26 protein-coding genes and 1 pseudogene are annotated in these 24,616 nt (G+C 62.1%); 10 read left to right on the top strand and 17 right to left on the bottom strand.

Annotated elements, in window-relative coordinates; genetic code table 11:
* Positions 1–18: 18 nt before the first annotated feature.
* The 8 genes from NKH16_RS14340 (at position 19) to NKH16_RS14305 (ending at position 9,689) form a co-directional block, all read left to right on the top strand.
* Positions 19–972, top strand: coding sequence for a TAXI family TRAP transporter solute-binding subunit (locus tag NKH16_RS14340; protein ID WP_023674270.1), 954 nt, complete (start codon positions 19–21; stop codon positions 970–972).
* A 56-nt stretch (positions 973–1,028) separates the two neighbouring features.
* Positions 1,029–3,629 (top strand): TRAP transporter permease, encoded by a 2,601-nt coding sequence (locus NKH16_RS14335; RefSeq protein ID WP_352899925.1) that lies wholly within the window; start codon positions 1,029–1,031, stop codon positions 3,627–3,629.
* 88 nt (positions 3,630–3,717) lie between these two features.
* Positions 3,718–4,623, top strand: coding sequence for a DMT family transporter (locus tag NKH16_RS14330; RefSeq protein ID WP_352899922.1), 906 nt, complete (start codon positions 3,718–3,720; stop codon positions 4,621–4,623).
* A gap of 147 nt (positions 4,624–4,770) precedes the next feature.
* Positions 4,771–5,490, top strand: a complete 720-nt coding sequence (locus NKH16_RS14325) for a FadR/GntR family transcriptional regulator (protein WP_352899920.1) — start codon at positions 4,771–4,773, stop codon at positions 5,488–5,490.
* A 51-nt stretch (positions 5,491–5,541) separates the two neighbouring features.
* Positions 5,542–6,516, top strand: coding sequence for a sialic acid TRAP transporter substrate-binding protein SiaP (locus NKH16_RS14320; protein ID WP_023674274.1), 975 nt, complete (start codon positions 5,542–5,544; stop codon positions 6,514–6,516).
* A 144-nt stretch (positions 6,517–6,660) separates the two neighbouring features.
* Positions 6,661–7,233 (top strand): TRAP transporter small permease, encoded by a 573-nt coding sequence (locus NKH16_RS14315; protein ID WP_352899918.1) that lies wholly within the window; start codon positions 6,661–6,663, stop codon positions 7,231–7,233.
* A gap of 3 nt (positions 7,234–7,236) precedes the next feature.
* Positions 7,237–8,643, top strand: coding sequence for a TRAP transporter large permease (locus NKH16_RS14310; protein ID WP_352455844.1), 1,407 nt, complete (start codon positions 7,237–7,239; stop codon positions 8,641–8,643).
* Positions 8,640–9,689, top strand: a complete 1,050-nt coding sequence (locus NKH16_RS14305; protein WP_352452151.1) for an L-idonate 5-dehydrogenase — start codon at positions 8,640–8,642, stop codon at positions 9,687–9,689. The genes NKH16_RS14310 and NKH16_RS14305 overlap by 4 nt, the downstream gene beginning before the upstream one ends.
* A gap of 188 nt (positions 9,690–9,877) precedes the next feature.
* Here the strand turns inward: NKH16_RS14305 and NKH16_RS14300 are convergent, their stop codons facing one another.
* The 12 genes from NKH16_RS14300 to NKH16_RS14245 all read right to left on the bottom strand — a co-directional run bounded on the left by NKH16_RS14300 (position 9,878) and on the right by NKH16_RS14245 (position 16,917).
* Positions 9,878–10,186 (bottom strand): type II toxin-antitoxin system RelE/ParE family toxin, encoded by a 309-nt coding sequence (locus tag NKH16_RS14300; RefSeq protein WP_352452152.1) that lies wholly within the window; start codon positions 10,184–10,186, stop codon positions 9,878–9,880.
* Positions 10,183–10,443 (bottom strand): CopG family ribbon-helix-helix protein, encoded by a 261-nt coding sequence (locus tag NKH16_RS14295; protein ID WP_352452153.1) that lies wholly within the window; start codon positions 10,441–10,443, stop codon positions 10,183–10,185. The genes NKH16_RS14300 and NKH16_RS14295 overlap by 4 nt, the downstream gene beginning before the upstream one ends.
* 448 nt (positions 10,444–10,891) lie before the next feature.
* On the bottom strand, positions 10,892–12,634 hold the full coding sequence (locus NKH16_RS14290; protein ID WP_352821396.1) for a relaxase/mobilization nuclease domain-containing protein: 1,743 nt from the start codon (positions 12,632–12,634) through the stop codon (positions 10,892–10,894).
* On the bottom strand, positions 12,631–12,882 hold the full coding sequence (locus NKH16_RS14285; protein ID WP_156937256.1) for a hypothetical protein: 252 nt from the start codon (positions 12,880–12,882) through the stop codon (positions 12,631–12,633). Before NKH16_RS14285 ends, NKH16_RS14290 begins: the two co-directional genes overlap by 4 nt.
* Positions 12,879–13,667 carry a lytic transglycosylase domain-containing protein gene (locus tag NKH16_RS14280; protein WP_352452155.1) on the bottom strand — a complete coding sequence of 263 codons (789 nt, stop codon included), beginning with the start codon at positions 13,665–13,667 and terminating at the stop codon, positions 12,879–12,881. The genes NKH16_RS14285 and NKH16_RS14280 overlap by 4 nt, the downstream gene beginning before the upstream one ends.
* A gap of 262 nt (positions 13,668–13,929) precedes the next feature.
* Complete coding sequence (locus tag NKH16_RS14275; protein WP_023674284.1) at positions 13,930–14,256, bottom strand: DUF736 domain-containing protein; 327 nt, start codon at positions 14,254–14,256, stop codon at positions 13,930–13,932.
* Positions 14,257–14,301: 45 nt separating this feature from the next.
* Positions 14,302–14,862: a S26 family signal peptidase gene (locus NKH16_RS14270; protein ID WP_352452156.1), complete on the bottom strand. Its 561-nt coding sequence runs from the start codon at positions 14,860–14,862 to the stop codon at positions 14,302–14,304.
* Positions 14,859–15,290, bottom strand: coding sequence for a replication initiator protein A (locus NKH16_RS14265; protein WP_352745685.1), 432 nt, complete (start codon positions 15,288–15,290; stop codon positions 14,859–14,861). The genes NKH16_RS14270 and NKH16_RS14265 overlap by 4 nt, the downstream gene beginning before the upstream one ends.
* Before the next feature lie 17 nt (positions 15,291–15,307).
* Positions 15,308–15,598, bottom strand: coding sequence for a helix-turn-helix transcriptional regulator (locus tag NKH16_RS14260; RefSeq protein ID WP_023674287.1), 291 nt, complete (start codon positions 15,596–15,598; stop codon positions 15,308–15,310).
* A gap of 114 nt (positions 15,599–15,712) precedes the next feature.
* Positions 15,713–16,237: a DUF2285 domain-containing protein gene (locus NKH16_RS14255; RefSeq protein ID WP_352821393.1), complete on the bottom strand. Its 525-nt coding sequence runs from the start codon at positions 16,235–16,237 to the stop codon at positions 15,713–15,715.
* Positions 16,238–16,283: 46 nt separating this feature from the next.
* Positions 16,284–16,469, bottom strand: a complete 186-nt coding sequence (locus NKH16_RS14250; RefSeq protein WP_352452199.1) for a transcriptional regulator domain-containing protein — start codon at positions 16,467–16,469, stop codon at positions 16,284–16,286.
* 169 nt (positions 16,470–16,638) lie between these two features.
* A complete protein-coding gene (locus tag NKH16_RS14245; protein WP_352899912.1) occupies positions 16,639–16,917 on the bottom strand; it encodes a DNA -binding domain-containing protein in 279 nt (92 codons plus the stop codon).
* 126 nt (positions 16,918–17,043) lie between these two features.
* On the opposite strand from NKH16_RS14245, the gene NKH16_RS14240 reads away from it, so the two are divergent.
* Positions 17,044–17,259 carry a helix-turn-helix domain-containing protein gene (locus NKH16_RS14240; protein ID WP_023674290.1) on the top strand — a complete coding sequence of 72 codons (216 nt, stop codon included), beginning with the start codon at positions 17,044–17,046 and terminating at the stop codon, positions 17,257–17,259.
* A 192-nt stretch (positions 17,260–17,451) separates the two neighbouring features.
* On the opposite strand, the gene NKH16_RS14235 is transcribed toward NKH16_RS14240, so the two are convergent.
* The 5 genes and pseudogenes from NKH16_RS14235 to NKH16_RS14215 all read right to left on the bottom strand — a co-directional run.
* On the bottom strand, positions 17,452–17,781 hold the full coding sequence (locus tag NKH16_RS14235) for a DUF736 domain-containing protein (RefSeq protein ID WP_352452159.1): 330 nt from the start codon (positions 17,779–17,781) through the stop codon (positions 17,452–17,454).
* 195 nt (positions 17,782–17,976) lie between these two features.
* Positions 17,977–18,216, bottom strand: a complete 240-nt coding sequence (locus NKH16_RS14230) for a hypothetical protein (RefSeq protein WP_352745687.1) — start codon at positions 18,214–18,216, stop codon at positions 17,977–17,979.
* Positions 18,217–18,634: 418 nt separating this feature from the next.
* Complete coding sequence (locus tag NKH16_RS14225) at positions 18,635–19,570, bottom strand: SLOG family protein (protein WP_352452161.1); 936 nt, start codon at positions 19,568–19,570, stop codon at positions 18,635–18,637.
* A 314-nt stretch (positions 19,571–19,884) separates the two neighbouring features.
* Positions 19,885–20,931: a DUF7146 domain-containing protein gene (locus tag NKH16_RS14220; RefSeq protein ID WP_352899908.1), complete on the bottom strand. Its 1,047-nt coding sequence runs from the start codon at positions 20,929–20,931 to the stop codon at positions 19,885–19,887.
* Positions 20,931–24,032 (bottom strand): annotated as a pseudogene (locus tag NKH16_RS14215) (strawberry notch family protein); the annotation flags it as partial. The pseudogene NKH16_RS14215 and the gene NKH16_RS14220, both read right to left, overlap by 1 nt.
* Here NKH16_RS14215 and NKH16_RS14210 point away from each other — a divergent pair.
* Positions 23,990–24,124 carry a hypothetical protein gene (locus NKH16_RS14210; RefSeq protein WP_352899906.1) on the top strand — a complete coding sequence of 45 codons (135 nt, stop codon included), beginning with the start codon at positions 23,990–23,992 and terminating at the stop codon, positions 24,122–24,124. The pseudogene NKH16_RS14215 and the gene NKH16_RS14210 overlap by 43 nt on opposite strands.
* The last annotated feature ends 492 nt before the right edge of the window (positions 24,125–24,616 follow it).

Genomic DNA, 24,616 nt, shown 5'->3' with positions numbered 1-24,616 from the left:
GCAACCATGTACAGTTCAATGAAAACCCTGATCGGCGCGGCGGCCTGCATGCTGCTGGCGCTGCCATCCGTCGGAGCCGAGCAGCGCTTCGTCACGGTCGGCACCGGCGGGGTCACCGGCGTCTACTACGCCGTCGGCGGCGCCATTTGCCGACTGATGAACAAGGACCGGCAGAAAACCGGCATCCGATGCTCGACGGAGTCGACCGGCGGTTCGGTCTTCAACGTCAACTCCATCCAGACCGGCGACCTCGATTTCGGCTTGACCCAATCGGACGTCCAGTACCAGGCCTATGAGGGGACCGGAAATTTCGACGGCAAGCCGTTCAAGGATCTGCGGGCCGTGTTCTCCGTCCATCCCGAGCCGTTTACCGTGCTAGCGCGGCCGGATGCCGGCGTCACCAAATTCGAGGACTTCAAAGGCAAACGCTTCAACGTCGGCAATCCCGGGTCAGGCACCCGCTCGTCCATGGAAGAGTTGCTCAAGCAGATGGGCTGGACGCTCGGCGATTTCTCGCTTGCCGCGGAGCTGAAGGCGGACGAGCAGGGCAGCGCGCTGTGCGACAACAAGATCGACGGTTTCTTCTACGGCGTTGGTCATCCTTCCGCCGCGATCCAGGATCCGACCACGGCCTGTGGCGCCAAACTCATCCCGCTGACCGGTCCGGCAGTGGACGCGCTGTTGGCAGCTCATCCGTACTATTCAGTCGCCACCATCAAGGGCGGCATGTACGCCAACAATCCGGACGACGTGACGACATTCGGCGTCCGCGCGACAGTGGTGACGAATGCCAGCACGCCCGATGAGGTGGTCTATGAACTGGTGAAGTCGGTCTTCGAAAATTTCGACGACTTCAAGAAACTGCATCCGGCTTTCGCCAATCTCGATCCCAAGGAGATGATCAAGACCGGTCTGTCGGCGCCAATGCATCCGGGCGCGGAGCGCTATTACAAGGAGAAGGGCTGGCTCTGAGGCCTTCAATGCCAGGCGCCACAGGCGCCTCGCATCGCAAATAATTGTGGGGAACGATGACAGATCAAAGCCAGCGGGCGGCAGGGCCTGACCAACCCGTTATCGACATTGACAAGCTTAGCGAGATCGTCGCCGAGGCCGACACCGGTGGGCGCAAGCCGACCGGCCGCACCGCGAAGCTGATCCTCGGCGTATCGCTGGCATGGTCGCTGTTCCAGCTCTGGTATGCCTCGCCCCTTCCGTTCATGCTCAATTTTGGTGTCGTCAGCGACGGCATCGCCCGCTCCATCCATCTGGCCTTCGCCCTGTTTCTGGCGATGCTGACGTTTCCGGCCTTCAAGACCTCGTCGCGCAGCCGGGTGCCGCTGCCCGACTGGGTGCTAGGCATCGCCGGGGCGGCGTCCGCCCTGTATCTGTTGGTCTTTTACAGCGATATCGCCCATCGGCCGGGCCTTCCTACTACGGCTGACCTGGTCGTCTCGATCGCCGGCGTCCTCATCCTGCTCGAGGCCGCGCGTCGCGCGGTCGGGCCTGCCATCACCGTCATCGCGGCGATCATGCTGATCTATATCTTCGCCGGGCCTCACCTACCTGGCCTGCTCGGCCACAAGGGCGCGACGTTATCGCGCGCAGCCTCGCAGATGTGGCTGACGTCGGAGGGGGTCTTCGGTGTTGCCCTCGGTGTGTCCACCAACGTCGTCTTCATGTTCGTTCTGTTCGGAACATTGCTGGAGCGCGCCGGCGCTGGCGGCTTTTTCATCCAGCTTGCCTTCTCGCTGCTCGGCAAATACCGCGGCGGTCCGGCCAAGGCCGGTGTCGTGGCTTCCGGCCTGACCGGCATGATTTCCGGGTCGTCGATCGCCAATGTCGTGACCACCGGAACCTTCACCATCCCGTTGATGCGACGGGTCGGATATTCTGCGGTGAAGGCGGGCGCCATCGAATGCGCGGCCGGCGTCAATGGTCAGCTGATGCCTCCGGTGATGGGCGCCGCCGCGTTCTTGATCGCGGAATATGTCGGCATCTCCTATGCCGAGGTGGTCAAGCACGCCTTCTATCCGGCGCTGCTGACCTACGGCTCGTTGTTCTACATCGTCGATATCGAGGCGATGAAGACGGGGATGAAGGGCCTGCCGTCACGCAGCACGCACTCCGCATTTCAGGGTGCGCTGCGCGGGCTGATGGGCATATGCGGCTTCATCGTCCTCGCAGGGCTTGTCTATTACGGCATTGGCTGGACGAAGATCGTTTTCGGCGCGGCCGCGACCTGGATGATCACTGCTGCGCTCATCGCCGTCTACATCGGCCTTGTCGCCTACCGGGCGCGTTATCCCGACCTGCCGCTGGAGGATCTGGAGGGCGAGATCGTCAGGATTCCCCACTTCGGCGAGACGGCGCGCACCGGCCTGCATTTTCTGCTGCCTGTGATCCTGCTGATCTGGTGCCTGATGGTGGAGGAGTTGTCGCCCGGCCTGTCGGCATTCTGGGGCGCTGTCGCCCTTATGGCGCTGATCGTCACGCAGCGGCCGCTCACCGCCTTTTTCCGCAAGGACCGCGCGCTGGCGCAGCATTGGCTTCACGGTTTCGACGATCTGGTCGGTGGCCTGTCCGCCGCCGCACGCAACATGACGACGGTCGGCATCGCCACTGCGACGGCCGGCATCATCGTCGGCACGGTTCTGCTCACCGGCATCGGGCTGGTGATGACCGAACTGGTCGAATTCATCTCGGGCGGCAGCTTCATCGTCATGCTTTTGTTCACCGCGGTGATCTGCATCATTCTCGGCATGGGCATGCCGACCACTGCAAGCTATGTCGTCGTCGCCACCTTGATGGCGCCGGTCATCGTCGATTTGGCGGCGCAGAACGATCTTGCCGTGCCGCTGGTCGCCGTCCACATGTTCGTTTTCTATTTCGGGCTGATGGCGGATGTGACGCCGCCAGTGGGCCTGGCGGCTTATGCTGCTGCGGCAATTTCCGGCGCCGATCCGGTGAAGACCGGCATTCAGGGCTTCAAGTACGAGATCCGTACCGGCCTGCTGCCGTTCATCTTCATCTTCAACACCGGACTGCTGATGATCGATCTCGAAGGTCCGTTCGATTTCGTCGCGATGGTGGTGACATCGACGCTGGCCATGGTCTCGTTTGTAGCAGCGACGCAGAATTGGATGCTCGTGCGCAACCGCTGGTACGAGACGATTGCGTTGCTTGTGGCCTGTTTCATCTTGTTCAGGCCAGGATTGTTGCTCGATCAGGTGAGTGAACCGTATCGGGCAGTACCCGCCACCGAACTCAGCCGTATCGTCGACGAGACGGCCGAGGGAGGCGCGGTTCGCTTGCGCCTGACGACACTGAACCTCAACGGCGATGAGATATCGAAGCTGGTTCGGCTGCAGCTCGGGCCTGCAAATTCATCGGCCGAACGCCTGAAGGCTGCGGGCCTGGACGTCAGTGCGCTTGGCGATAGCGTGACGGTCGGCGTCGTGCGACTGGGCAGCCAGGCGGCCAAATTCGGCCTGCAGCCCGGCGACGAAATCAACCAGGTGCTAGTCCCGGCGGAACGGACGTCGCGCTATTGGTTCGCCATTCCGGCTCTGCTGTTGCTCGGTCTCGTCGTCTGGGGCCAGAAGCGGCGAAGGCGGACGGTTGGTCTGTAAACGTCTTGTGAGCGGAAGCGTCTTGGCCAGCATGTCGGTAACCAGAGAACCAAACGACGCCCCGGAGCCGGCTAACGCGGAAATGCGCATGCCGACGCGCGACCGCCCCTTCGAACCCGTCGACTACGGGCTTTACGCGCTGACGGTCATTGCCTGGAGCGCATCGTGGTTCGCGATCGAGCTTCAGGTCGGCAGCGGCGTGTCGAACGAGGTCAATCTGGTTTGGCGCTTCGCCATCGCCACGCTGCTGATGTTTGCCTGGGCAGGTTTTTCCGGCCGGCGTCTCCGCTTTTCGATCACCGATCATCTGCGCTTTGCAGTGCTCGGCATCCTCATCTTCTCGTCGAACTTCCTGTTTTTCTATTATGGCGCCGGCTATCTCGTCAGCGGCTTGCTCTCGGTCGTCTTCTCGCTCGCCTCGGTAATCAACATGCTGCTCGGTGCCTTGGTCATCGGCGAGCGCCCGGCGCCGCGCATTCTCGCCGGCGGCCTCATCGGCTTCGCCGGAATAGCGCTGATGTTCTTTCCCGAAATCGCCGCCAACGGGCTTTCCGGCGGCACGTTGGTGGGCCTTCTTCTGTGCCTCTGCGGCACGCTGAGCTTCTGCGTCGGCAATCTCGTCTCCGTCGCAAACCAGCGCCGCGGCCTGCCGCTCGTTTCAACGAGCGCCTGGGGCATGCTTTATGGCACTCTGTGGTCGACTTTCCTGGCCTTCCTGCTTGGTGAGCCGTTCGTGTTCGCGACGACGGCCTCTTATATCGGCTCGCTGGTCTTCCTCGCCGTCATATCGACCGTCGTGGCTTTCGCCGCCTACCTGACGCTGCTCGGACGCATTGGCGGCGCCCGCGCCGGCTATGCGACCGTCATATTTCCCGTCTTTGCGCTTTTGATCTCCACGGCGCTGGAAGGCTATGCCTGGACTGCGTACGCGATCATCGGGCTCGTCCTCGTCGCCGCCGGGAACGTCCTGGTCATTCGCGGAGGACGGCGCTGACGCATGGAATGCTTGCGCAATGCCGCCGCGTTCCGGTTGTGCGGGCCGCGGTTCTATCGAGCTTGACTCTCCGCATGCTCTGTCTAAGCTGCGGTCAATGGGTCAGACCAATGTACCAGGGTTGGCCCGGGAGGGAACTAAACGCGCATGCCGATCCAGGCCGTTGAACCACGCCGGCTTTACCGACAGGTCGCCGATCAGCTCAGGCAGCTGATCGATGCCGGCGAGTTTTCCGTCGGCGACCGCCTGCCAACCGAGCGGGATCTGGCCGATCAGCTCGGAATTTCCCGCCCGACAGTCCGTGAAGCGCTGATAGCGCTGGAGGTCGAAGGCCGCATACGCATCCGCGTCGGCTCGGGTATCTACGTCACCGATCCGCCGAGCGCCGCCGCCTCCGAACCCGAAGTCGAGGAAGGCCCGTTCGAGCTGTTGCGCGCGCGCGAATTCGTCGAAGGCGCGATCGCCGCCGAAGCGGCCCTCCATGTCCGGCCTGCAGATATCGAACGGCTCGACGACGTGCTGCGCCGGATGGAGGCCATGCGTCACCCCAACAAGATGACCATTGCGCTCGACCGGGAATTCCACACCGCTGTCGCCGGCATTCTCGAGAACGCGGTGCTGGTGCGCTTCATCGGCGAGCTTTTCGACCAGCGCATGAACCCGTACTTCGAACGCCTGTCGATCTATTTCGAGACCAGCGATTCCTGGCAGGTCGCGGCAAAGGAACATCGTGCCGTGCGCGATGCAATTGCCGCGCGCGACCCCAAGCGGGCCAAGGCCGCCATGCAGCAGCATCTGCGCCAGTCGCAAATCAGATTCTCACGCAATTTCGATGAGAGAGCCGCTGCCAAGGAGGTTGCGGAATAGCAGTTGGCCGGGGGGAGATCCGGCCGTCAAGTTCAACCAGGGAGGAATTAGATGCTGAGAAAATACGCAGTTCTGCTCGGTGCGATCGCCGCAATTGCCATACCCATGGCGTCGGCCTCGGCGGAAACGGTCCTGAAATGGGCACATGTCTACGAGACGACGGAGCCCTTCCACACCGAATCCGTGTGGGCGGCCGACGAAATCAAGAAGCGCACCCAGGGCCGCTACGCCATCGACGTCTATCCGGCCTCGCAGCTTGGCAAGGAAGCGGACATCAACCAGGGCCTGATGCTCGGCACCGTCGACATCATCATTTCCGGATCGAGCTTCGCGGCGCGCGAATACCCACCGATCGGCGTCACCTATTTCCCATACACTTTCCGCGATGCCGACCATCTGCTGAAATACACCAAGAGCGACGTCTACAAGGCCCTGACCAAGGGCTATGAGGACAAGACCGGCAATCATATCGCCGCCACCACCTATTACGGGACGCGGCAGACCACCTCGAACCGTCCGATCGCCAAATGCTCCGACATGCAGGGCTTGAAGATGCGCGTTCCCGACGTGCCCGCCTATCTGGCCATGCCGCGTGCCTGCGGCGCCAACACCGCGCCGATTGCCTTCGCTGAGGTCTACCTGGCCCTGCAGAACGGCACGGTCGAGGCCCAGGAGAACCCGCTGACCACCATCGAGGCGAAGAAATTCTACGAGGTGCAGAAGAACATCGTGCTCACTGGCCATATCGTCGATCATCTAAACACCATCATATCGGCGTCGCGCTGGGCCTCGCTTTCCGATGAGGACAAGAAGATCTTCACCGAGGTGATGCAGGAGGCTGCCGCCCGCGCCACCGCAAAGATCGTCGCCCGCGAAAAGGAACTGGTGCAGGTATTTAAGGACCGCGGCATCACCGTAACGGATGTCGACCGCGCCGATTTCGAGAAGAATGTCCTGGAGAAGGTCACCTTCGAGGAGTTCGGCTACAACAAGTCCGATTGGGAAGCGATCCGCGCCATCAAGTAGGGCACCGGTAAATCGGGTGCTTAATCAAGAAGACAGAGCGGCAATCGGATTTGCTGCTTTAACCTGCCGTTCCGTCCGGCTCCAAATTGCGCCGGACGGCCTTTTCAATCCTTGACGACCCACCAGCTTCGGGAGCCCGCGCCGATGGCCGAGGAACACCACACCGAGATCACCGTCGAAGAGATAGCGCACGCCTTCGAGGAGGTGCCGGTACACGTCGACCTGTCGGACCACGGCGTCGAGGACTGGATTACGCTTGCCGTTTTCTGGGGCATGGTCGTCTGTGTCTTCCTGCAGTTCTTCACCCGTTATGCGCTGAACAACAGCCTTGCCTGGACCGAGGAGATCGCCATCAACGCGCTCGTCGTCGTCGTTTTTCTGGGCGCCGCCATGTGCGTGCGCCTTTCGCGTCATATCCATGTCGACGTGCTTTACCACTATCTGCCGGAGCGCGTCGGCCGCTGGCTGGCGCTCGCCGTCGATGTTATCCGCATCGCATTCTTCGCCTACGGATCCTGGCTGATGTGGCGCTACGTCACGATCGTGGCGCATGAGCGCATGGTCACCGTCAACCTGCCGCGCCGCTGGTTCTTCTACGCCGTACTGGCCGGGTTCGTGCTGATGTTTCTGCGCTCGATCCAGGTCTTCATCGGCAATTACCGGCGCGGCTATTCGGTGCTCGAGCGTCCTGGTGCGTTCGAGACGGCGGGGGTCTGAGCGATGCTGCTTCTGGTCGGGGGCTTTCTTGTCCTGATGCTCATCGGCGTGCCGGTCGCCGTTTCGATGGCGGCCGCGTCGATCCTTTACCTCGTCATCTATGGCGTCGCGCCCGATATCATCGCGGCCCAGCGCATGATCGCCGGGGTGGAGAGCTTTCCGCTGCTCGCCGTTCCGTTCTTCATCCTGGCCGGCAACCTCATGAACATCGCCGGCGTCACCGGGCGCATCTATTCGTTCGCCCTTGCCCTGGTCGGCTGGATGAAAGGCGGCCTGGCGCAGGTCAACATCATCGGATCGGTGATCTTTTCCGGCATGTCGGGCACCGCGCTCGCCGACGCCGCCGGCATCGGCACCATCGAGATCAAGGCGATGAAGGACCACGGCTATCCTATCGACGCCGCGGTTGGCGTCACCGCCGCTTCCGCCACGCTCGGGCCGATCTTTCCGCCCTCGCTGCCCTTCGTTATCTATGGCATGATGGCCAATGTCTCGATCGGTGCGCTGTTCATGGCCGGCATCCTGCCCGGCGTGGTCATGACCGTGCTGATGATGATCACGGTCGCCATCTTCGCCTACAGGCGCGGCTGGGGCTCCGACACGTCCTTCGAGCTTCGGCGGCTGGCCGAAGCGGCGGGCGAGGTGCTGGTGGTGGCTGCCTTTCCGATTGGCTGCTATGTGCTGGTGCAGCTTGGCCTGTCGATCAATATCGCGGTCGGCATAGCGCTGCTGGTGCTGATCGTGGCGGACTGGTATTTCGATTTCTCTGCGGTCATGGCGCTGATGACGCCGGTCATCCTGATCGGCGGCATGACGATGGGCTGGTTCACGCCGACCGAAGCGGCGATGGCGGCCGTGATCTGGTCGCTTTTCCTCGGGCTGGTGCGCTACCGCACGATGACGCTGCGTTTGCTTGCCAAGGCCAGCTTCGACACGATCGAAACGACCGCGTCGGTGCTGTTCATCGTTACCGCCGCATCGATCTTCGCCTGGCTGCTCACCGTCAGCCAGGCAGCACAGCTGTTTTCGAACTTCATTTTCGCGCTCACCGAAAACAAGTGGGTCTTCCTGATCCTGGTCAACATCCTGATGCTGGTGGTCGGCTGCTTCCTCGATACGATCGCCGCGATCACCATTCTGGTGCCGATCCTGCTGCCGGTCGCCGCCGTCTACGGCATCAACCCGGTGCATTTCGGTCTGATCATGACGCTCAACCTGATGATTGGGCTTTTGCACCCGCCGCTCGGCATGGTGCTCTTTGTGCTGTCGCGCGTCGCCAAACTCTCGGTCGAACGCACCACCATGGCGATCCTGCCGTGGCTGGTGCCGCTTATCGTGGCACTGCTTCTGATCACCTTCATACCCGCCATCACGCTTTGGCTGCCGACCGAGATGGGCTTGATCCGGTGAGCGGCCAGGTGATTGCCGCGACGCTGTTCGGCCCGCAGGACCTGCGCGTCGTGGAGCGTCCGCTTGAACCGCTGGCACCAGGTATGGTGCGGGTGCGCTTTGGGGCAGGGGGCATCTGCGGCTCCGACCTGCATTATTTCCGCCATGCCCGTACCGGCGACTTCGTCGTCACTTCGCCGCTTGTCCTCGGCCACGAAATCTCAGGCGAAATCGTCGAGATCAACGGCGCCGCGCCCGGTCTGGGCGTCGGCGACCACGTCGCGGTCAATCCGTCGCGCTGGTGCGGGCATTGCGCGCGATGCCTGGAAGGCCGCGCCAATCTCTGCGAAAACATCTATTTCATGGGTTCGGCATCGAAGACGCCGCATATGCAGGGCGGCTTCGCCAGCCTGTTCGACGCCACGCCCGCGCAATGTTTCAAGGTTCCATTTGATGTGGCCTACCAGGCGGCCGCACTTGCCGAGCCGCTGGCGGTCAGCCTGCACGCCATCGCGCGGGCGGGCGACATCAGGGGCCGCAACGTCATCCTGTTCGGTGCCGGCCCCATCGGTCTCTTGGCCATGCTCGCGGCCAGGCTTGCCGGCTGCGCTGAGCTTACGGTCGCCGATATCGCCGCCGCTCCGCTCGCCTTCGCCCGCCGGCTTGGCGCCGACAGGACGATCGACCTTTCCAGCGGCGACGCCGAGCTCCAGGCGCTTGCTGCCGGCGGTTCGCTTGATGTGGCGTTCGAGATTTCAGGCACTGCCGCCGGCCTTGCCGCGGCGATCGCCAGTGTCCGGCGCGGCGGCACGGTGGTCCAGGTCGGCAATCTTCCCGGTGGCCAGATCCCGCTGCCTGCCAATGCGGTGATGGCCAAGGAGATCGACCTCAAAGGCACCTTCCGCTTCGGCACGGAGTTCGGCCGGGCGGTCGATCTCATCGTTTCGGGGGAGGTGGATGTCCTCAAGCTGGTGACGGCGGAGCGCACGCTTTCCGCCGCCCCAGACGCGTTCCGTCTTGCCGCCGACCGTTCACAGAGTGTCAAGGTCGTGCTGACCGCCGACTGAATCGTGGTTTTGCCAGATCGTTAGTAGCCATAACTCATTGCGAACGGACGAAACTCAGAACGTGCTCGACGTATATGCTCCCACCCAGGTCTCCGGTTAAACTCGGGAGCAATACCCGGCAGCTTGCTGTCAAAATTGGTGGCAGCAAATCCGCTCGCGATTAAAGCCCTTTCGTCGCGAGATTTCGCTCAGTTCGGCCATTCCTCGTCCTGCCAACCGCGCGCTGCGTGGATCCCCCCCAAAATTGAAATGCTTTCCCGGCCGCCCTTGGCGGTCACGGCATAAGCGATGATGTAGGGCAGGCGACTCACAGGCTTTTCATAGGTGCCGGATACACGGCCGGGTCGCCCGGTTGCCATTTCCCCAAGCGCGGCCCCTGCGTCCAGAATCCGGTCTGCTACCAGGCGCGCAGCGCGCGGATTATCCTGCGAGATATAGGCGATCTGTTCCTTGATGTCGTCCAGCTCACCGCGAGACCACTGAACGGCTCGCGTCACACCTTGCGGCCCGTGCCGGCATCAATCGCAGCATAAATTTCTGCCATAGCCTTATCATGAGACACGATGCGCCCAGCTTCGACATCAGCAAGGCCGCGCTTGATACCTTCAATGATTTCAAGCTCGCGATCGACATACGCTGCGACGGCTTCACCTGCGAGGAACGACTTGCTACGCCGGGTGTCGGTTGCGATCCGGTCGAGCTTTTCCTTTACATCGGGACTGACGCGAATTGTCATAGTGGTGCTAGCGGCCATAGCGGTGTCCTGTGTTGATCTGTGTACACCTTAGCACAGAGCGCCGCGCTGGTCCATTATCCCTTGACCGCCGAGCCGACGATCGAATCCACGAAGAAGCGCTGCAGGAAGGCGAAGAGCATCAATGGCGGCAGCACGGCGAGCGTGGCGCCGGCCATGACAAGTCCTGTATTGAGGGCGCCTCTGTTGTAGCTGAGCAAGCGGCTGAGGCTAATGACGATCGGATAATCCTCTGCATTGCCTTGCAAAACTGTCAGCGGCCACAGATAGCTGTTCCAATGATAGACGAAGGCAAACAGCGCCAGTGCCGCGATCGCGGGCGCCAGACTGAATCGAGGATGCGCAAAGTCCCTGTTTTTTGCCAGGCAATCGGCGCTTCACTGTGCGGGTACAAATAGAATGTGCGACCGTGCTGGCTTCCCAGCATCAGAGCATACGCCTGTAACCTTCATAGCCCGATGCCGCGCTTCTTTCCCAGGTTCCAATCCACGCCCCCCGTATCCGAGCACACGACCCCGATGACTTGATTACCCAATCGCTTTTCGAGCGACGGCGACCAGGGCACGAGCTTGAATTCGAGCCCATTGTCGATCATCGCGAGCCGGCCTGAAGCCAGCGAGAAACGCCGCCGGTAAATCCCAGCCACATGATCGCCGTTGGCAGCCTTCGTGAATGAGAGGCCCGTCTCGGCGGCGAGGCGGGCACCGAGCGATTCCACCTCATGATCGTGTAGAGTATCGATCAGATTGCGCACAAGAATGACGCGCTGTCCCTCGCGCCTGGCCAGATCGCGGCTGACAAGGTGGTCGACCCGATCTTGCAGTGCCTGTCTTACGTCCCTGCCAAAGCCGCCGTCACCGAATTCGGCAGGCTCGCGTGCAACGAGTTGGCGATCGAGCCAAGTCGCGCCGGAAGCATGGACCTGCTGTTCGATTGAGAGGTCGGAGCGGACCGCGAGCGTGACCCGGCCACCGCCATTTGCACTCGCATCGCGGCACAACTCCACGACCGAGCCCGGGTCGGAGTCTCCGGCCACATCAGGGTCATGGAAGCGAATGTGGTGCGTGCGTCCATCAATGCCATCGACGATGGCATAGGCCGCGCCGCGCCGTTCGTCATCAAGGCCGCGTTCGAGCAGTCGGCCGATCACGGGCGCATCAATCTTTTCGGCGGCCAGCACATAGTCGGCCGTCCCTTTTTCTAGCCCATGCACAGTGAGGCTGCGGTGCATGCGCTTGATGATGTCGCCGCGTTCACCGAGGGTGCGCAAAGTGGCCTCGGCCTCTTCGACCACCATCCACTGGCCGGGACGGATCTCGTTCGCGAGGCCCAGGCTTTCCAGTTGCCGCAGCCGGCCGACTTTTAGCCCCAGGAACTCGTCGGGCCGGCGATCAGGGTGTGGCGCGAGATCAATGATACCATGACGGTCGGCGTCACGAACAAGCTGGCGATCGAGCTGCGTCCAGCGCTCAGTGTCGACCTGGTGCTCGATGGCCTGGCGGATGTCGAGGTCCGTGCGGAGCCCAAGCGTCTGGGTGAGAATGTCGCTCGCCCGATCGCGCATGCCCTGGCGGATGTAGTCGCGCGAGATGACAAGGCTCTCGCCATCGTCGGCAACGCCGCGAACGAGGATGTGAACGTGCGGATGTTCGGTGTTCCAGTGATCGACGGCTATCCAGTCGAGCTTCGTGCCGAGGTCGCGCTCCATGTCGACCATCAGGTCACAAGCGAAGTTCTTGAGGTCGCCGAGCTCCATTGCATCCTCCGGCGAAACGATGAAACGGAAGTGATGCCGATCATCCTTGCAGCGGTCGCAGAAGGCGTCATGATCTGCATCTTTGGTGTCGGGACCGAACATCCTCGCCTTCTCACCGTCACGTGTAACACCTTCGCGGCGAAGATATTTGAGATGGGTGGCGAGTGGCGCAGACCCTCTGAACTGCCGTACCACACGGGTCTTGACGACGGCGCCGCGTGAGCTGTCAGAGATGAGGCGACTGGCGCGGATGCTCGCTGACCTGCCGCGGCCAAACGTTGAAGCTCGCGGGGAGGTGATCCGACCCTCGCGTGTAAGGTGCCCGCCGGCGCGCTGTGTGGCCGCAAGAGCCTGGAAGATGAAGGGTCGTGCGCGCTGGCCGGCGCGGGAGCGGATGCGACCGGGGCGGACGCGAAAGCTATCGTCACGCTTCATGCTAGACGGCCACGAGGTGCGGTTTCCATTGAAAGACTGAAAAATTGGGAATAGCGCACATCGCTGATTGTGCCAGCACATTGCGAAATGAGACGAAAATCGTAAGGAAAACAATCGGCCGAACCGAGCCGCACCTCGCGGCCCTTTATCCTGCCAATCTCTCTGTTCTCATCCACAGCCAACCCTTCCGCCGCAATTTCCGCGACGGAACAGGCCGGAATGCAATTGAGGAGGAACGTGGCGATCATCGCGATATGGCTAAAGAGGGTTGAGCGAATAGGCCGGAAACAGCGTGGTTCGATTGGAAATCGGTTTCACTCGGCCGTGGCTCGATCGCGGTCAGGTCCGCAACAGGATTGCCCATTGGCGACCCCATTGCGGACGAATGAATCGCCGCAAAGATCGTCTCGCCATAACCATTGCCATCCGATGCAGTGGCGTTCCGAATGTCATGGGGATGCGCAAAGATCGTTGCACGGAGCGAGCTGGCTCTGCCCCTTCCTTGCCGCGCGCGCCGCGGACTGAGAACTGCACCATCGAGCAGCGGCGCGAGTTTCCTGACGTAGTCGACCGTCTCGCGTGGCAGCGGACGGCCGGTTAAGAGATGTTCCGTGTACCGACCAGGACCGGCATTGTAAGCGGCAAGAAAGCCGCTGCGCCCGAAGCTGTCGAGCATTTCGCGAAGATATGCTGCACCTGCAAGAATGTTGTCACGCGGTTGATAGGGATCGTCACCGAGACGGTATTTGATGCGCAGTTCTTCCCACGTCGCCGGCATGATCTGCATCAAGCCCATTGCGCCCTTGCTTGAAAGCGCACGAACATCGCCGACGCTCTCAACATGCATGACGCCGCGCAGCAACCGCTCTGGAATGGCGAAGCGTTTTGACGCTTCTCGAATATGCCGCGACCACGGGCCAGCCGACAAGATCGTCGACTCGGAGTGCGCCGGCCGTTCACCATGAGAGGAAGCCGCTGCACCAGTTTCGGGCGCCACGAAGCCAAGCATGACACATGCGGCAAACGTCGTCATGCCTCTGTGGGCTGCATCCCGCAGACCGCAGAACCGATGCGCCGCCAGCCTGCGACGGTGTTCGCTTCCGTTAAGGGCAGGGGCTCGCCGATCGAACCGGCTTTGCCAAAACTGTGATGAAATCGGCGTCCGCAACCACAAGCAAGTGTCAGGCCCCCTCTGGGCTGCGTCGCGGGCGGTCGGGTCGAAGGGTTTGACCGGCGCGCAATGGATCAAAAGGGTTGCCGAGAAAGATTCGTCGAAGGGCTCCAGAAGCATCTGTTCAGCCTCGCCCGTCGCGCTTCGATGATCGGTTCCAGTGCAGGCTCCAGACGCTGTTCTCTGCATCGGACCGGAACAGCTTGGCGCGGATCGGCTGCGTAAAGGACGGGTCGTCAATTGAGACGGAGAGGTAATCCCCAGCCTTGTCTCCGGCGCGGTCCCAAGCCGCACCGACCGCCATCCCTTCGCAATAGATCAGATGGTCGGGCGCGTTTTCGGTTTTGGATTTCTCGGCAGGCAGAATGGCAATCTTCGCCTCGATTGTTAGCGTGGAGAGATTGCCGAAGAAGCCGTCATCATTGCGCGTGAAGGTTCCGATCTGGGTCATTGCAGTGCTCCTTTCATGGGTGTTAGTGCGCGCCGAGCCGAGCCGTCACGGCTCGCTAGCAAGGGGATCGTTGGTGATATCCAGCACCGGAGTGGTGCGCTCCGTGGTCCAGACGGGAACCGCACGGCCAACGATCGATGAGAGCGGGAGCGGGCCGAAATAGCGGCTGTCAAAACTGTCGGCTGCACCCGGGTTCATAAGGAAGACGTCGGCCTCGGCAATGTCGCGGCAGCCCTGCCAGATGGGCAGGGCTCGACCGCGCCTGTCACGCTCGCGCGCATGTCCATACGTCTTGCCGTTGACGATGATGGTTGTGCCTTGGCGACAGACGGTTGCGCCCCCGAGTGCCAAAATACGCTTCAGGAGCGGCACATTTTTCGGCAGATACCCGCGTCTTGCCATGAAGGCCGCCAATGGCTCGGGCGGCATGATGACGGCGATATTGGCAATACCGATTTTGTCGGCCGGCTGGACGCGATAGAGCCCGACGGGGATGCTCGCCGATGCATTCCAGATGGACAGCGGCGGATGGCTAATCCATGCCGGCGCCGCGGCGAGCACTACGCCGCCAACCATCGTGGCGATGATCTTTGTGCGCTTGCTCATGACCCGATCCCGGGGCGCAGCAGGCAAGTTTTACGACGCTTGGCCGTGTATGGACTCGGCTGCTCGCGTGCGGCTATCCGGCTGTGGACGTGCCGCCGTTTACGCGGCGACATGAAGGTCAGCGTTTGCTGCTGTTTCGCCGCTACCAGGCGGCGCGGTTGCAATCTCCTGGCTTGCGCGTGGATGGTTTGCGACGCAGCCCAGACCAGGATGGCAGCGTTCCAAATCGTTGCCATGCCGTGCACACCTGCCGCCTCAACGCAGGTCGATTCTTCGCGCGCATGAGAGTGGATCGGTGTCAGGTGGCGGGATTTCACCAACAAGACGAGCTGCCACGCCACGACGTCCCGCGTGCCGGGTGGAGGGAAGCCGGATGAGGGGACATGAGGCAGCGCAAATTGCTGCTGAACGGTCTCGCGATACTGCATTTTCGGTGCGCCACAGATCAGGAGCTGCGGTCGCGCCTGCCGACATAGGCGGGCGCGCGGGCTGCATGGGGTTTTGCCGGCGGAACATAGGTCGCGTTGGCATCGCTGGTGGAGGTGCGTGCGCCCAGCTCTATCCAGGCGTGCAGGTCGTTGATGTCGTAGAGAACGCGCCCGCCGACCTTTCGGTATTTTGGGCCGGTGCCGTAGGTCCGGTGCTTTTCGAGTGTGCGGGCGCAGAGCCCGACGATGGGTGCTGCCTCCTTCGTGCGCAAATACTTTTGGGGCGCGTCCGCGGGACCCTTCGACATCGCTCGATCTCCATTCGGTTCTGCTGTCGTCCTGGCCTGCCGGGACGCGCGAAGTGGACCATGATCGAAATGAGGAAAGGCGAGGGAGGGCAAAGATTGGGGGGCGCGTTTTTGCTACCCCGAAGAAGGACTTCGGCGGCCGGACTTTTCGCTGCGGTTGTGGGGGTAGAAGAGAAGATCGCGATAGCCGCCGGCGACTAAAAAAGCTGCACGGCGTAAGATAGCTCGGACCTTGTGGCGGAGGTGATGATCACGCCAATCTCGCGGCACAATCGGCTCTTGCGAAAACAGCACCTCCGCGAGCTGACGATAGGTTGCACCCGTGCGGTGACCATCATGTGCGCGTAAATTGAGGATATGCCTGGTCTTGGTCTGTTGCGGCAGCGCGCCGTAAGATGGACTGGCTGCCCGGCCGTTCAGTGCGCGCCAGAACCGGCGCGCTGCATCGAGCCGCGTATCGAATGCAGCATCGAGCGGCAGAAGGATAGCGTTGAATTCACCTGCGCGGTCATCAGCGACGAGATGACTTTTCCCAATTAAGGTAGACCAAATAATGTGAAGGCCTTCGTCCTGCGGCCAAACGCTGGCTCCGGCAAGGCTGGAAGGTCGAACTGTTTGATGGGATGCAGATACCCGCATGACCCGGAGCACGCGCGGCGAGGCCTGTTCCGTCCAGATGATATTGTCAGCTTTCGGAAGTCCGGCACCGGCAGTTTTGAAATCGCGCGCCCCAACGGGCGGCGAGATCGGGCTGACCGGCAGGTTCTCCAGAACCAGCGAGTTGCGATGCAAGCTGGCTGCACTCTGCCACGAATTCGTCATTCCGGATCAGATACTCGGCAGCGAACTCCGTAGCCTGGTAGCTGCACATGTGTGCATACGCCGCCGGATCGGTCCAATCGCCTTGCACTGTTCCTGTCCTCTCCGCGTACCCGGATGTGAGGCGTCGGCATCAACATTCCCGGCGGATAAGGAAGTTGAATAGTTGGAGAGTCGGCAAACCATTATGCTGACTCAGCAAAGTGGAGCGCCGGCCCGCGTCAGTGCGGAGCGCCGCCAGCGAGAAGATATCGGTAGCCGCTGGTCGTCATCCATCGCGCGCGGGCAAGATGGGTCTCCCAGGACCGGAACGCTCGTTCCGGCTCCTGCTCCGGGTCTATATGCAAGACGATCCTGGCCACCTCTCGCCAATCGGCATCTTCCGCTGCCGCGTCAAGGAGGCGAATGTAGGTGAGCAGACGCTCCTCGTCATAGCCGGTCAGGACCGGGGCATCCGGCGCAATGTCGGCGGCATCAGGATCGAGCAGCGGTTTAAGCATGGTATTTGACCGTTCATATTTTGATCGCGATCTCGAAGGAGCCGTCCTTTAGATCGAGCACCAATCATAGCGAATAGGAACGATCATTCCTAGAACGATAGTTCCCTTTCTGGTCCCTAATCCTTCATGAATCTCAAGGAGATCATGGCGGCCAACATGCGTCGTCTGCGCCATGACCAGAACGTGACGCAGGAGGAACTGGCCGCCCGCTCTGGACTGAGCATGCGTTACGTCGGATCGATCGAGCGCGCTCGGGTCTCGGCCAGCATCAGTGTTCTTGGGAGGATCGCAACTGCGCTGAATGTGGACCCATGCGAGTTGATCAGAAAATCGGCACCGTGAGTTGACGCGGGAAACACCGCGAATTTTCGATGATCGGCGAGGCAACATGCAGGAATGAAGTCTCCAGTCGCGAACACGACAGGTAGTCGCCCCAAGTCCGACGGAGCTGGTTGCGCAGCGACTGCGCTCATCTTGTCGTGAAAAGGAGGACGGCCCCGCCCTGTTCGTCCGGGCGGAGCCTTGGTCGGGGCCTTACTCCGCGTTGCGGCGGCCGTTGGGGCGCGACCAGATGAGGCTGTAGCCTTCGCCTTCTTCATCGTTGAAGAGGTTGGCGTAGATCGGAGCAGCGAAGCTCGGATCGTCCAGCTTCACGCCGAGATAGTCGCGGCCGTCATTGGAGCGCTTGGACCATGCGGCGCCGATCTCGACCCGCCCGACGAAGACACGGTGGCTGGGGGCGCTGTCGCCAGAGCGGTTGGTCTCGGGCACGACCCGGACGTTCTTGGTCTGGAGCGAGAGAGTGACGATTTCGCCGGTGAACTCGTTGTTGCCGGTCCTCTTGAAGGTTCCGATTATCGCCATGAGTTTTCTCCTTGAACTCTGTTTCGAGCCCGCACCATTGCGGCCTCGATGGCGATCGGCGGGCCGGAGGCGATCGACGCCGCATCGCTTGCGACCGCAGCGCCAGCGGAGGATGGCAGCCAAGCGACTTTGTTGTTTGGCGAGGAATGACGGCGCAGCCGGCAGGGGAAGAAAGTCGATCGGCGCCATTGCGGCTTAGGCGATCGAGGCGCAGCCGACCTTCGGCCAGATCAGCCCATTAAAGAGGCCGTTTGGAGCGGCCCACCAGATAGAGACATCAACGGAGAACCTGGCGATACCGTCGCTGGCGAAATCCCGGCTACGACGATCACCGGCGTCGATGCTCCTCTGTACAGGCATCGCGAAGTCGCAAGCTGTTGTCGGCACCGCGCTTAAGACACGCACGTGATGGTCAAAGTCACGGCTGACGTGCATCACCGGATATCCGCTATCTTTGGAACGAGACGGCACGCCGTGGTGGATTCGAACTGTGCGTCGCGCGATGCCGTGTCAGCGACAACGCTAACAATGTGACGGCCGGTCAGAAAAAAGCATCCTGCCCACGCCGGTTGTTCTGTGAGTTCGCCCAGATCCAGCCCTGTTCGGTTGAACGGGCGTCGTTATTCGCAGCTGTGATGCCAGCTGCGACGCAGCTGAAACGTTGACGGCAAGCGTGACGGCGTCGCGCGCCTTTGCTAGAGCGCGCGGACTTGAGTATCGCAAAAGACGGGCGGCGCCGGGAGCCGGAGATACGGCATCCCGGGCCAAGCACTCCAGCGAGCTGCAAATACAGTATGCGCTGCCCGACCGCGGCCGTATCGTACAATCGAAAAAAGGTAGGGGCGGGCAGCGCTTACGCGCCGCCTCCCTTGGGGCGGAAGTCGAGGACTGGGATGCCGAGCTTCTTTGCCTTGTCTGCAAGATTGTCCTGAATTCCGGTCCCGGGAAAGACGATGACGCCTATCGGCAGTACCTCCAGCATTGCGTCATTGCGCTTGAACGGGGCGGCTTTGGCATGCTTTGTCCAATCAGGGGCAAAGCCGATTTGGGGTACCTTGCGGTGGTCTGCCCAACAGGAGGCGATCTTTTCGCCACCCTTCGGCGATTTCCCATGCATCAAGACCATGTCGGGATGCCTGGCGTGGACCTGGTCGAGCTTGGCCCAGATCAGCTGGTGGTCATTGAAGTCGAGCCCAGCGGTGAAGGCGATTTTCGGGCCAGGTGGCAGAAGGACTTCCTGCGAGGCGCGTTTCTTGGCGCTGAGAAAGTCGCGGCTGTCGATCAGCGCAGAGGTCATGTTGCGGTGGTTGACCATCGATCCGCTGCGCGGTCGCCAACTCGATCCGGTGTGGCGCTCGTAGTGATCCGCGGCCTGATCACGCATCAGTTCGAAGGCGCTTTGGCGTTCGATCAGCGTCTGCCCTTCGGCCGTCAGGCGTTCCAGCTCGACGGATTTCACTTCGCTGCCGTCCTGCTCACGCTGGCTGCGGCGTTGCGCCTGCTCGTTGTGGTCGAGTTCGCGCTCGATCCGATCTGCGGCGCGGTGAAAGATGTTGACGGTCGACCACAGAAGATCGTCGAGATCGGGCTCGAGGCGAGTGTCTTGCAGTGCCACGATGAGGGCGTCGAAGATGTCGGCGATCGCGCCGGCGACGCAGTGGCCCTCTGGAAGCGGTCGAGGATCAGGCTCATCCGCGAAGGGTCGGTAGCCATAGAGCTGGAGTTCGGTGAGGACGTGGTCGATGGGTGAAGACGAGTGCTGTGGTTCGTAGTCGTCATGCTCGCTCATTGGATGCTCCGCCGGTTGGACCGCGACCCTCGCGGCCTTCATGGCGACGGAAGCCGGCGGACGGGACGGACCTGCACCCGCAGCGAAGCGAAGGGCCGGAGTGTCAGCGGAGGAGGGTGAAGGCCGGCTATTTTGCTTCGCGATGGAAAGCGCTCCCTTGGGGAGCGCGCCGGAAAATAGTCGGCCGAAGACATTGCGGGTCCGGGTCGTTTGCTGGCCGATCGCCCTCTCGAAGGCCCGCAGGCGCGGTTCTCTCCGACTTCAGGAGCATCCAAGCGATGCAAGCGACAGCGGACAGATTGTTTCGTTCCGAGTTATCCCGCCACTGCCATGAAACGGGTGATGTCCTGCGGGGCGAGCTGAACACGGACTGCTGCTCGAACGGCATCCACGCCTAGCGTACAGAGATCTTCGTTGAGGTCCCCAAGTGCCGGCGAGAGCACGACCGGCTCGATCCCGGCAGCATTCGCTCTTTCGATCAAGGTGTCACGCGCGCCGTTACCGGCTGGATCGGCGTCGCGCACGATGTAGAGCCGTCTCAGCGTGAGGGGGAACAGCATGGCAGCAAGATGGGCGGCCGAAAGTGCCGCTGCCATAGCCATATCGGGCAGGATGCACCGAAGCGACAAGACGGTCTCGATGCCTTCGCCGCCCGCCATGACGTCGCCCGGCAGGCCAAAGCGAACCGCGTGACCGAGAAGATCGCCCATCGCGCGCCTCGGCGTACCGACCGATGCCTTGCCCCTGCCGGAAGGATCAAGCCAGGTGCGATGTGCGCCAGTCAAATGGCCGTCGAGATCGGTGACGGAAGCGATCATCGCCGGCCAGGTCTCAGTCGGCGCGTGTTCGTCGGGCCGGTAGTAGCAGCGCGGGTGAAAACGCAGGCTTCCGGTCCCGTGCAAAGCGGTAATACTGCGGTTGCGCAGATACGCCTCTACGACCGTACCCGCAATCGGCTGCGACATCGCAAACAGCCGACGCGCTGCCTCCGATGATCCGGATGGCGTGTCTACCGATTTCGGCCGGGGAGAAATCTGCTCTGGTTCGGGATGCGGCAAGCCGAGAAATGTCATTGCTTCATTCGCAACGTCCTTGAAGTTGCTGAAGCCGCGGCTTTCGCGGATGACGTCTAGAAGGTCGCCATGCTCGCCAGTCGCCGCATCGGCCCACTTGCCGACTGCTCCTTTTCCGTTCGCTGACCCGACGAGACGCACGAACATTGAGCGGCCCGGCGTGTTTTGCACATCGCCGACAAGCCAGTAGCGGCCCTCGCGATGCCCGTTCGAAAGATAGTAGCGACAAACCGCCTCAGCCTGCTGGCCGAGGCGGTGCGCCAGTTCTGACGCATCGTGGCGGGCCATCACGCACCCTCCCGCGTGTCGATGCGCTGGACTGGATAGCCCTTCAGCAACTTGCCCAGAATTGCGGGTCCAGATGCGTCGGCGGGCACGAACATGCGCAGCTTCCAGGAGATGATCTCTCGGAAGAGGCCGTAAGCCGAAAGACGGTCGCGCATTGTGTCGTTGAAGCCCGTCAGCTCGATTCGGCTAACGCCCATGAGGCGGCTGCGCCGAAGCTGCAGACCATCAGCGAGGTCGAGGATCGTTCGACCGCCCAGTAGCGCAACGAAAGCATCACTGGCTGTGATCGAAGGCGAGCTTGTTGCCAGTGCGCCCGCGATCCATGCTGGCGGGACCTGACGACCGATGATGCGCTCGCCATCGTCAGTCTGGAGCCGGTACACACGTGAGAATTCCCTAGGCAGACGCTTCCAGATCGGCAGCAGCATGCCGGCAACGACATGGATAGTGCTGTCCGTGAACTCGGGCACGTCAGCCGTCTCGGCACTCCAGGCGTCAGCGAACGCAGCCTGCTCAGCCTCAACCCAGTGGCTCTCCGCCATCATCTTCAATGAGGCCTGATGGTGCTCCATCGGCCGGATCAGCCGGACGCGCCATTCGATCTCGCCGTTGTCGAGCATGAGTGCGGGCGCTGGCACCTGTACGGCGGCGCGGCCGGATCGGTTGTTGACCAGGAGCTTCGCGCGGGGATCGTGAAGCTGGGCAAGGGCATCGGCAAGTGAAACGGGTCGATTGCGCTTGCGCTGGGCGATGGTCAGCAGTCGCGTTTCCGCACCGGTGGCCGCATGGACATGGATGACGCGTCGCTCGGTGACGACGAAGCTCTCGGCACGCAGTGTTTCCAAGCCGATGTCGTAGGCACCGGAGGCAATGGCGCCCTCGATTTTCGCATTTAGCAATTGTTCGAAGGCTGTAAACAGGACGGTTTGAAGTGCGATGGTAAGCGCCAGCAGCCGATTGAGGAAGGTCGTGATCGGTGGCAGCTCGTCCTTGATGCCGGTGGACTCCGTCAGTGTGAGGCCGGTCGCTTCCTCGAACATCTGGAGTGAGCAGCCGTCCACCTTGCCGCGAACCAGCAGCAGGTAAAGCTGCCGCAGCGCGTCGCGGGCATAGTGCGACTCCAGATTGTCCTCAGGGCGAAATAGGCCCTGACCGCCGGTCTGGCGCTGGCCGCGCGTAATGGCGCCCAATGTGTCGAGCCGCCGGGCTATCGTCGAGAGAAAGCGCTTCTCAGCCTTCACATCGGTCGCAACCGGCCGGAACAGCGGCGGCTGCGCCTGGTTCGTGCGGTTGGTGCGCCCCAAGCCCTGGATGGCGGCATCGGCCCTCCAGCCCGGCTCAAGCAGATAGTGAACTCGAAGGCGGCGGTTCTTCGCAGTGAGATCAGCGTGATAGCTGCGGCCAGTGCCACCGGCGTCGGAAAACACCAATATGCGCTTACAGTCATCCATGAATGCCTGTGCCTCGGCGAAATTGGCCGATCCGGCGCGGTTTTCGACGACAAGGCGATCGATGCCTCGAGTGCTGGTCTTGCGAACGACGCGGCGCGACCGGCCTGTCACTTCCGCTACGAGGTCGGTGCCGAAGCGCTGTACGATCTGATCGAGTGCCCCCGGGACGGGGGCCAGTGAAGCGAGTTGCTCGATGAGGCGATCGCGGCGGGCGACCGCTTCGCGGCTCTCGACGGGCTGGCCGTCGCGATAGACCGGACGTGACGACAAATTGCCTTCGCTGTCGGTGAACGGCTCGTAGAGTTGCACGGGGAAGGAATGCTGCAGATACGAGAGGACATATTCGCGCGGCGTGATGTCGACGCGAACGTCGTTCCATTCCTCGGTTGGAATTTCCGCGAGGCGCCGTTCCATCAGTGCCTCGCCGGTCGAGACGATCTGGATGACGGCGGCATGGCCTTGATGGAGATCGCGCTCGATCGAGCGTATCAGGGTCGGCGTCTTCATGCCGGTGAGCAAATGCCCGAAGAAGCGCTGTTTCGTGCTCTCGAAAGCCGAACGTGCAGCCGACTTTGCCTGACGGTTCAGTGTCCCGGTCTCGCCTGTGACGTTGGCGGCCCGCATTGCGGCGTCGAGATTGTTATGAATGACGCTAAACGCTCCGGCATAGGCGTCGTAGATGCGGGTCTGCTCGGAGGTAAGCTGGTGCTCGACCAGCTCGTATTCGACACCATCGTACGAGAGCGATCGGGCCGTGTAGAGACCGAGTGCGCGAAGGTCTCGGGCCAGCACTTCCATGGCGGCAACGCCGCCGGCCTCGATCGTCTCGACAAATTCGGCCCTGGTCGCGAAGGGCAAATCCTCACCACCCCACAGGCCCAAACGCTGCGCGTAGGCGAGGTTGTGGACGGTGGTTGCGCCCGTCGCCGAGACATAGACGACGCGGGCGTTCGGCAGGGCGTTTTGGAGGCGGAGCCCGGCGCGTCCCTGCTGTGAGGCGGCGACGTCGCCGCGTTCTCCCTTGCCGCCTGCGGCGTTCTGCATGGCGTGGCTCTCGTCGAAAATGATCACTCCGTCGAATTCGGTGCCCAACCATTCGACGATCTGCCGCACGCGCGAGACCTTCTCACCGCGTTCGTCGGAGCGCAGCGTGGCGTAGGTGGTGAATAGGACCCCTTGATCGAGGCGGATGGCCTTGCCCTGCGGGAACCGCGACAGCGGCGTGACCAGCAGGCGCTCCATGCCGAGAGCAGACCAGTCGCGCTGGGCGTCTTCGATCAGCTTGTCGGATTTGGAGATCCACACCGCCTTGCGGCGGCCCTGCATCCAACTATCCAGGATGATGCCGGCCGACTGGCGGCCCTTGCCGGCGCCCGTCCCGTCGCCGAGCATGAAGCCCCGGCGGAATCGCACGGCGTGCGCGGCATCGTCGCGCGCGGCAGAGACAAGATCGAAGGTCTCGTCCACCATCCAGGAACCGGCGAGGAACTCCGAATGGGCCTCGCCGGCATAGATGACTGTTTCTAGCTGCGCGTCGGACAAGAGGCCGTCGCTGACAACCTTGGCAGGAAGAATCGGCCGGTAGCTCGGCTTCGGCGGAGCAACGGATGCCATCGCCGCCGATTGAACCAGCTTGGTCGGATGCGGCTCGAGGCGTCGACGCGCTGACCGCGTTCGAGATGGGGCAGAAGAAACTGCGCCGCGCTGTGGATGGCGGCAGCTGGTTCGACAGCCGGGGATGAGACAAGCGGAAGCGGCACTGCCGGAGCGGCAGTCTTCGAAGAAACATCAAGCATGGAGAAAACCTCGAGGAGAGCGGAACGGGAATGAACCGGGCGGCCCTCTCTCTCGACCAATCCGGCTCAAATCCGCCTTGGCCGGCCTCTCCCCTCTGGACTGCGGTCTTGCCGATAACGATCCTTCTTCGATCCAGGCGCTGCGCCGCTACCCGGTGTCAGCCCAACGACGACAGCGGCAACGCGGTTGGCAGCCCGGGGGCGATATCTTGGCAGGCAGTGGGGACGGCGGGGCAGCAGCCGCCGACCGAGAAGGACGCGGCAGAAGCGGCCAATTGGCTTTGCCCGTGTGCGAGAAAGTGAGCGCCCGGCAGGGGTAGGAAAGGGCGCGGGGCGGGCGGAGACCCTCAGCCCGAGGAGGAGTATTAAGCGGCCATGTGGGGGTTGGGGTGTTTAATAATGCCCTAGTGGTGGTAGAGGGATTGTGGGGGTGGGTTT

Source organism: Mesorhizobium sp. M1307, from assembly GCF_040318155.1.
Classification (GTDB): Bacteria; Pseudomonadota; Alphaproteobacteria; order Rhizobiales; family Rhizobiaceae; genus Mesorhizobium.
This window is presented reverse-complemented; position numbering and strand designations above follow the sequence as displayed.

Bases quoted from the DNA above. Each gene is read 5' to 3' on its own strand.
- NKH16_RS14270 (WP_352452156.1), bottom strand. From the start codon at position 14,862: ATGAGCAAGCGCACAAAGATCATCGCCACGATGGTTGGCGGCGTAGTG.
- NKH16_RS14280 (WP_352452155.1), bottom strand. From the start codon at position 13,667: ATGACGACGTTTGCCGCATGTGTCATGCTTGGCTTCGTGGCGCCCGAA.
- NKH16_RS14340 (WP_023674270.1), top strand. From the start codon at position 19: ATGAAAACCCTGATCGGCGCGGCGGCCTGCATGCTGCTGGCGCTGCCA.
- NKH16_RS14335 (WP_352899925.1), top strand. From the start codon at position 1,029: ATGACAGATCAAAGCCAGCGGGCGGCAGGGCCTGACCAACCCGTTATC.
- NKH16_RS14255 (WP_352821393.1), bottom strand. From the start codon at position 16,237: ATGCGGGTATCTGCATCCCATCAAACAGTTCGACCTTCCAGCCTTGCC.
- NKH16_RS14330 (WP_352899922.1), top strand. From the start codon at position 3,718: ATGCCGACGCGCGACCGCCCCTTCGAACCCGTCGACTACGGGCTTTAC.
- NKH16_RS14265 (WP_352745685.1), bottom strand. From the start codon at position 15,290: ATGCAGTATCGCGAGACCGTTCAGCAGCAATTTGCGCTGCCTCATGTC.
- NKH16_RS14290 (WP_352821396.1), bottom strand. From the start codon at position 12,634: ATGAAGCGTGACGATAGCTTTCGCGTCCGCCCCGGTCGCATCCGCTCC.
- NKH16_RS14225 (WP_352452161.1), bottom strand. From the start codon at position 19,570: ATGAGCGAGCATGACGACTACGAACCACAGCACTCGTCTTCACCCATC.
- NKH16_RS14285 (WP_156937256.1), bottom strand. From the start codon at position 12,882: ATGATCGCCACGTTCCTCCTCAATTGCATTCCGGCCTGTTCCGTCGCG.
- NKH16_RS14230 (WP_352745687.1), bottom strand. From the start codon at position 18,216: ATGCACGTCAGCCGTGACTTTGACCATCACGTGCGTGTCTTAAGCGCG.
- NKH16_RS14240 (WP_023674290.1), top strand. From the start codon at position 17,044: ATGAATCTCAAGGAGATCATGGCGGCCAACATGCGTCGTCTGCGCCAT.
- NKH16_RS14235 (WP_352452159.1), bottom strand. From the start codon at position 17,781: ATGGCGATAATCGGAACCTTCAAGAGGACCGGCAACAACGAGTTCACC.
- NKH16_RS14320 (WP_023674274.1), top strand. From the start codon at position 5,542: ATGCTGAGAAAATACGCAGTTCTGCTCGGTGCGATCGCCGCAATTGCC.
- NKH16_RS14220 (WP_352899908.1), bottom strand. From the start codon at position 20,931: ATGGCCCGCCACGATGCGTCAGAACTGGCGCACCGCCTCGGCCAGCAG.
- NKH16_RS14315 (WP_352899918.1), top strand. From the start codon at position 6,661: ATGGCCGAGGAACACCACACCGAGATCACCGTCGAAGAGATAGCGCAC.
- NKH16_RS14250 (WP_352452199.1), bottom strand. From the start codon at position 16,469: ATGTGCAGCTACCAGGCTACGGAGTTCGCTGCCGAGTATCTGATCCGG.
- NKH16_RS14210 (WP_352899906.1), top strand. From the start codon at position 23,990: ATGCCATCGCCGCCGATTGAACCAGCTTGGTCGGATGCGGCTCGAGGC.
- NKH16_RS14310 (WP_352455844.1), top strand. From the start codon at position 7,237: ATGCTGCTTCTGGTCGGGGGCTTTCTTGTCCTGATGCTCATCGGCGTG.
- NKH16_RS14295 (WP_352452153.1), bottom strand. From the start codon at position 10,443: ATGGCCGCTAGCACCACTATGACAATTCGCGTCAGTCCCGATGTAAAG.
- NKH16_RS14245 (WP_352899912.1), bottom strand. From the start codon at position 16,917: ATGCTTAAACCGCTGCTCGATCCTGATGCCGCCGACATTGCGCCGGAT.
- NKH16_RS14325 (WP_352899920.1), top strand. From the start codon at position 4,771: ATGCCGATCCAGGCCGTTGAACCACGCCGGCTTTACCGACAGGTCGCC.
- NKH16_RS14275 (WP_023674284.1), bottom strand. From the start codon at position 14,256: ATGACCCAGATCGGAACCTTCACGCGCAATGATGACGGCTTCTTCGGC.
- NKH16_RS14260 (WP_023674287.1), bottom strand. From the start codon at position 15,598: ATGTCGAAGGGTCCCGCGGACGCGCCCCAAAAGTATTTGCGCACGAAG.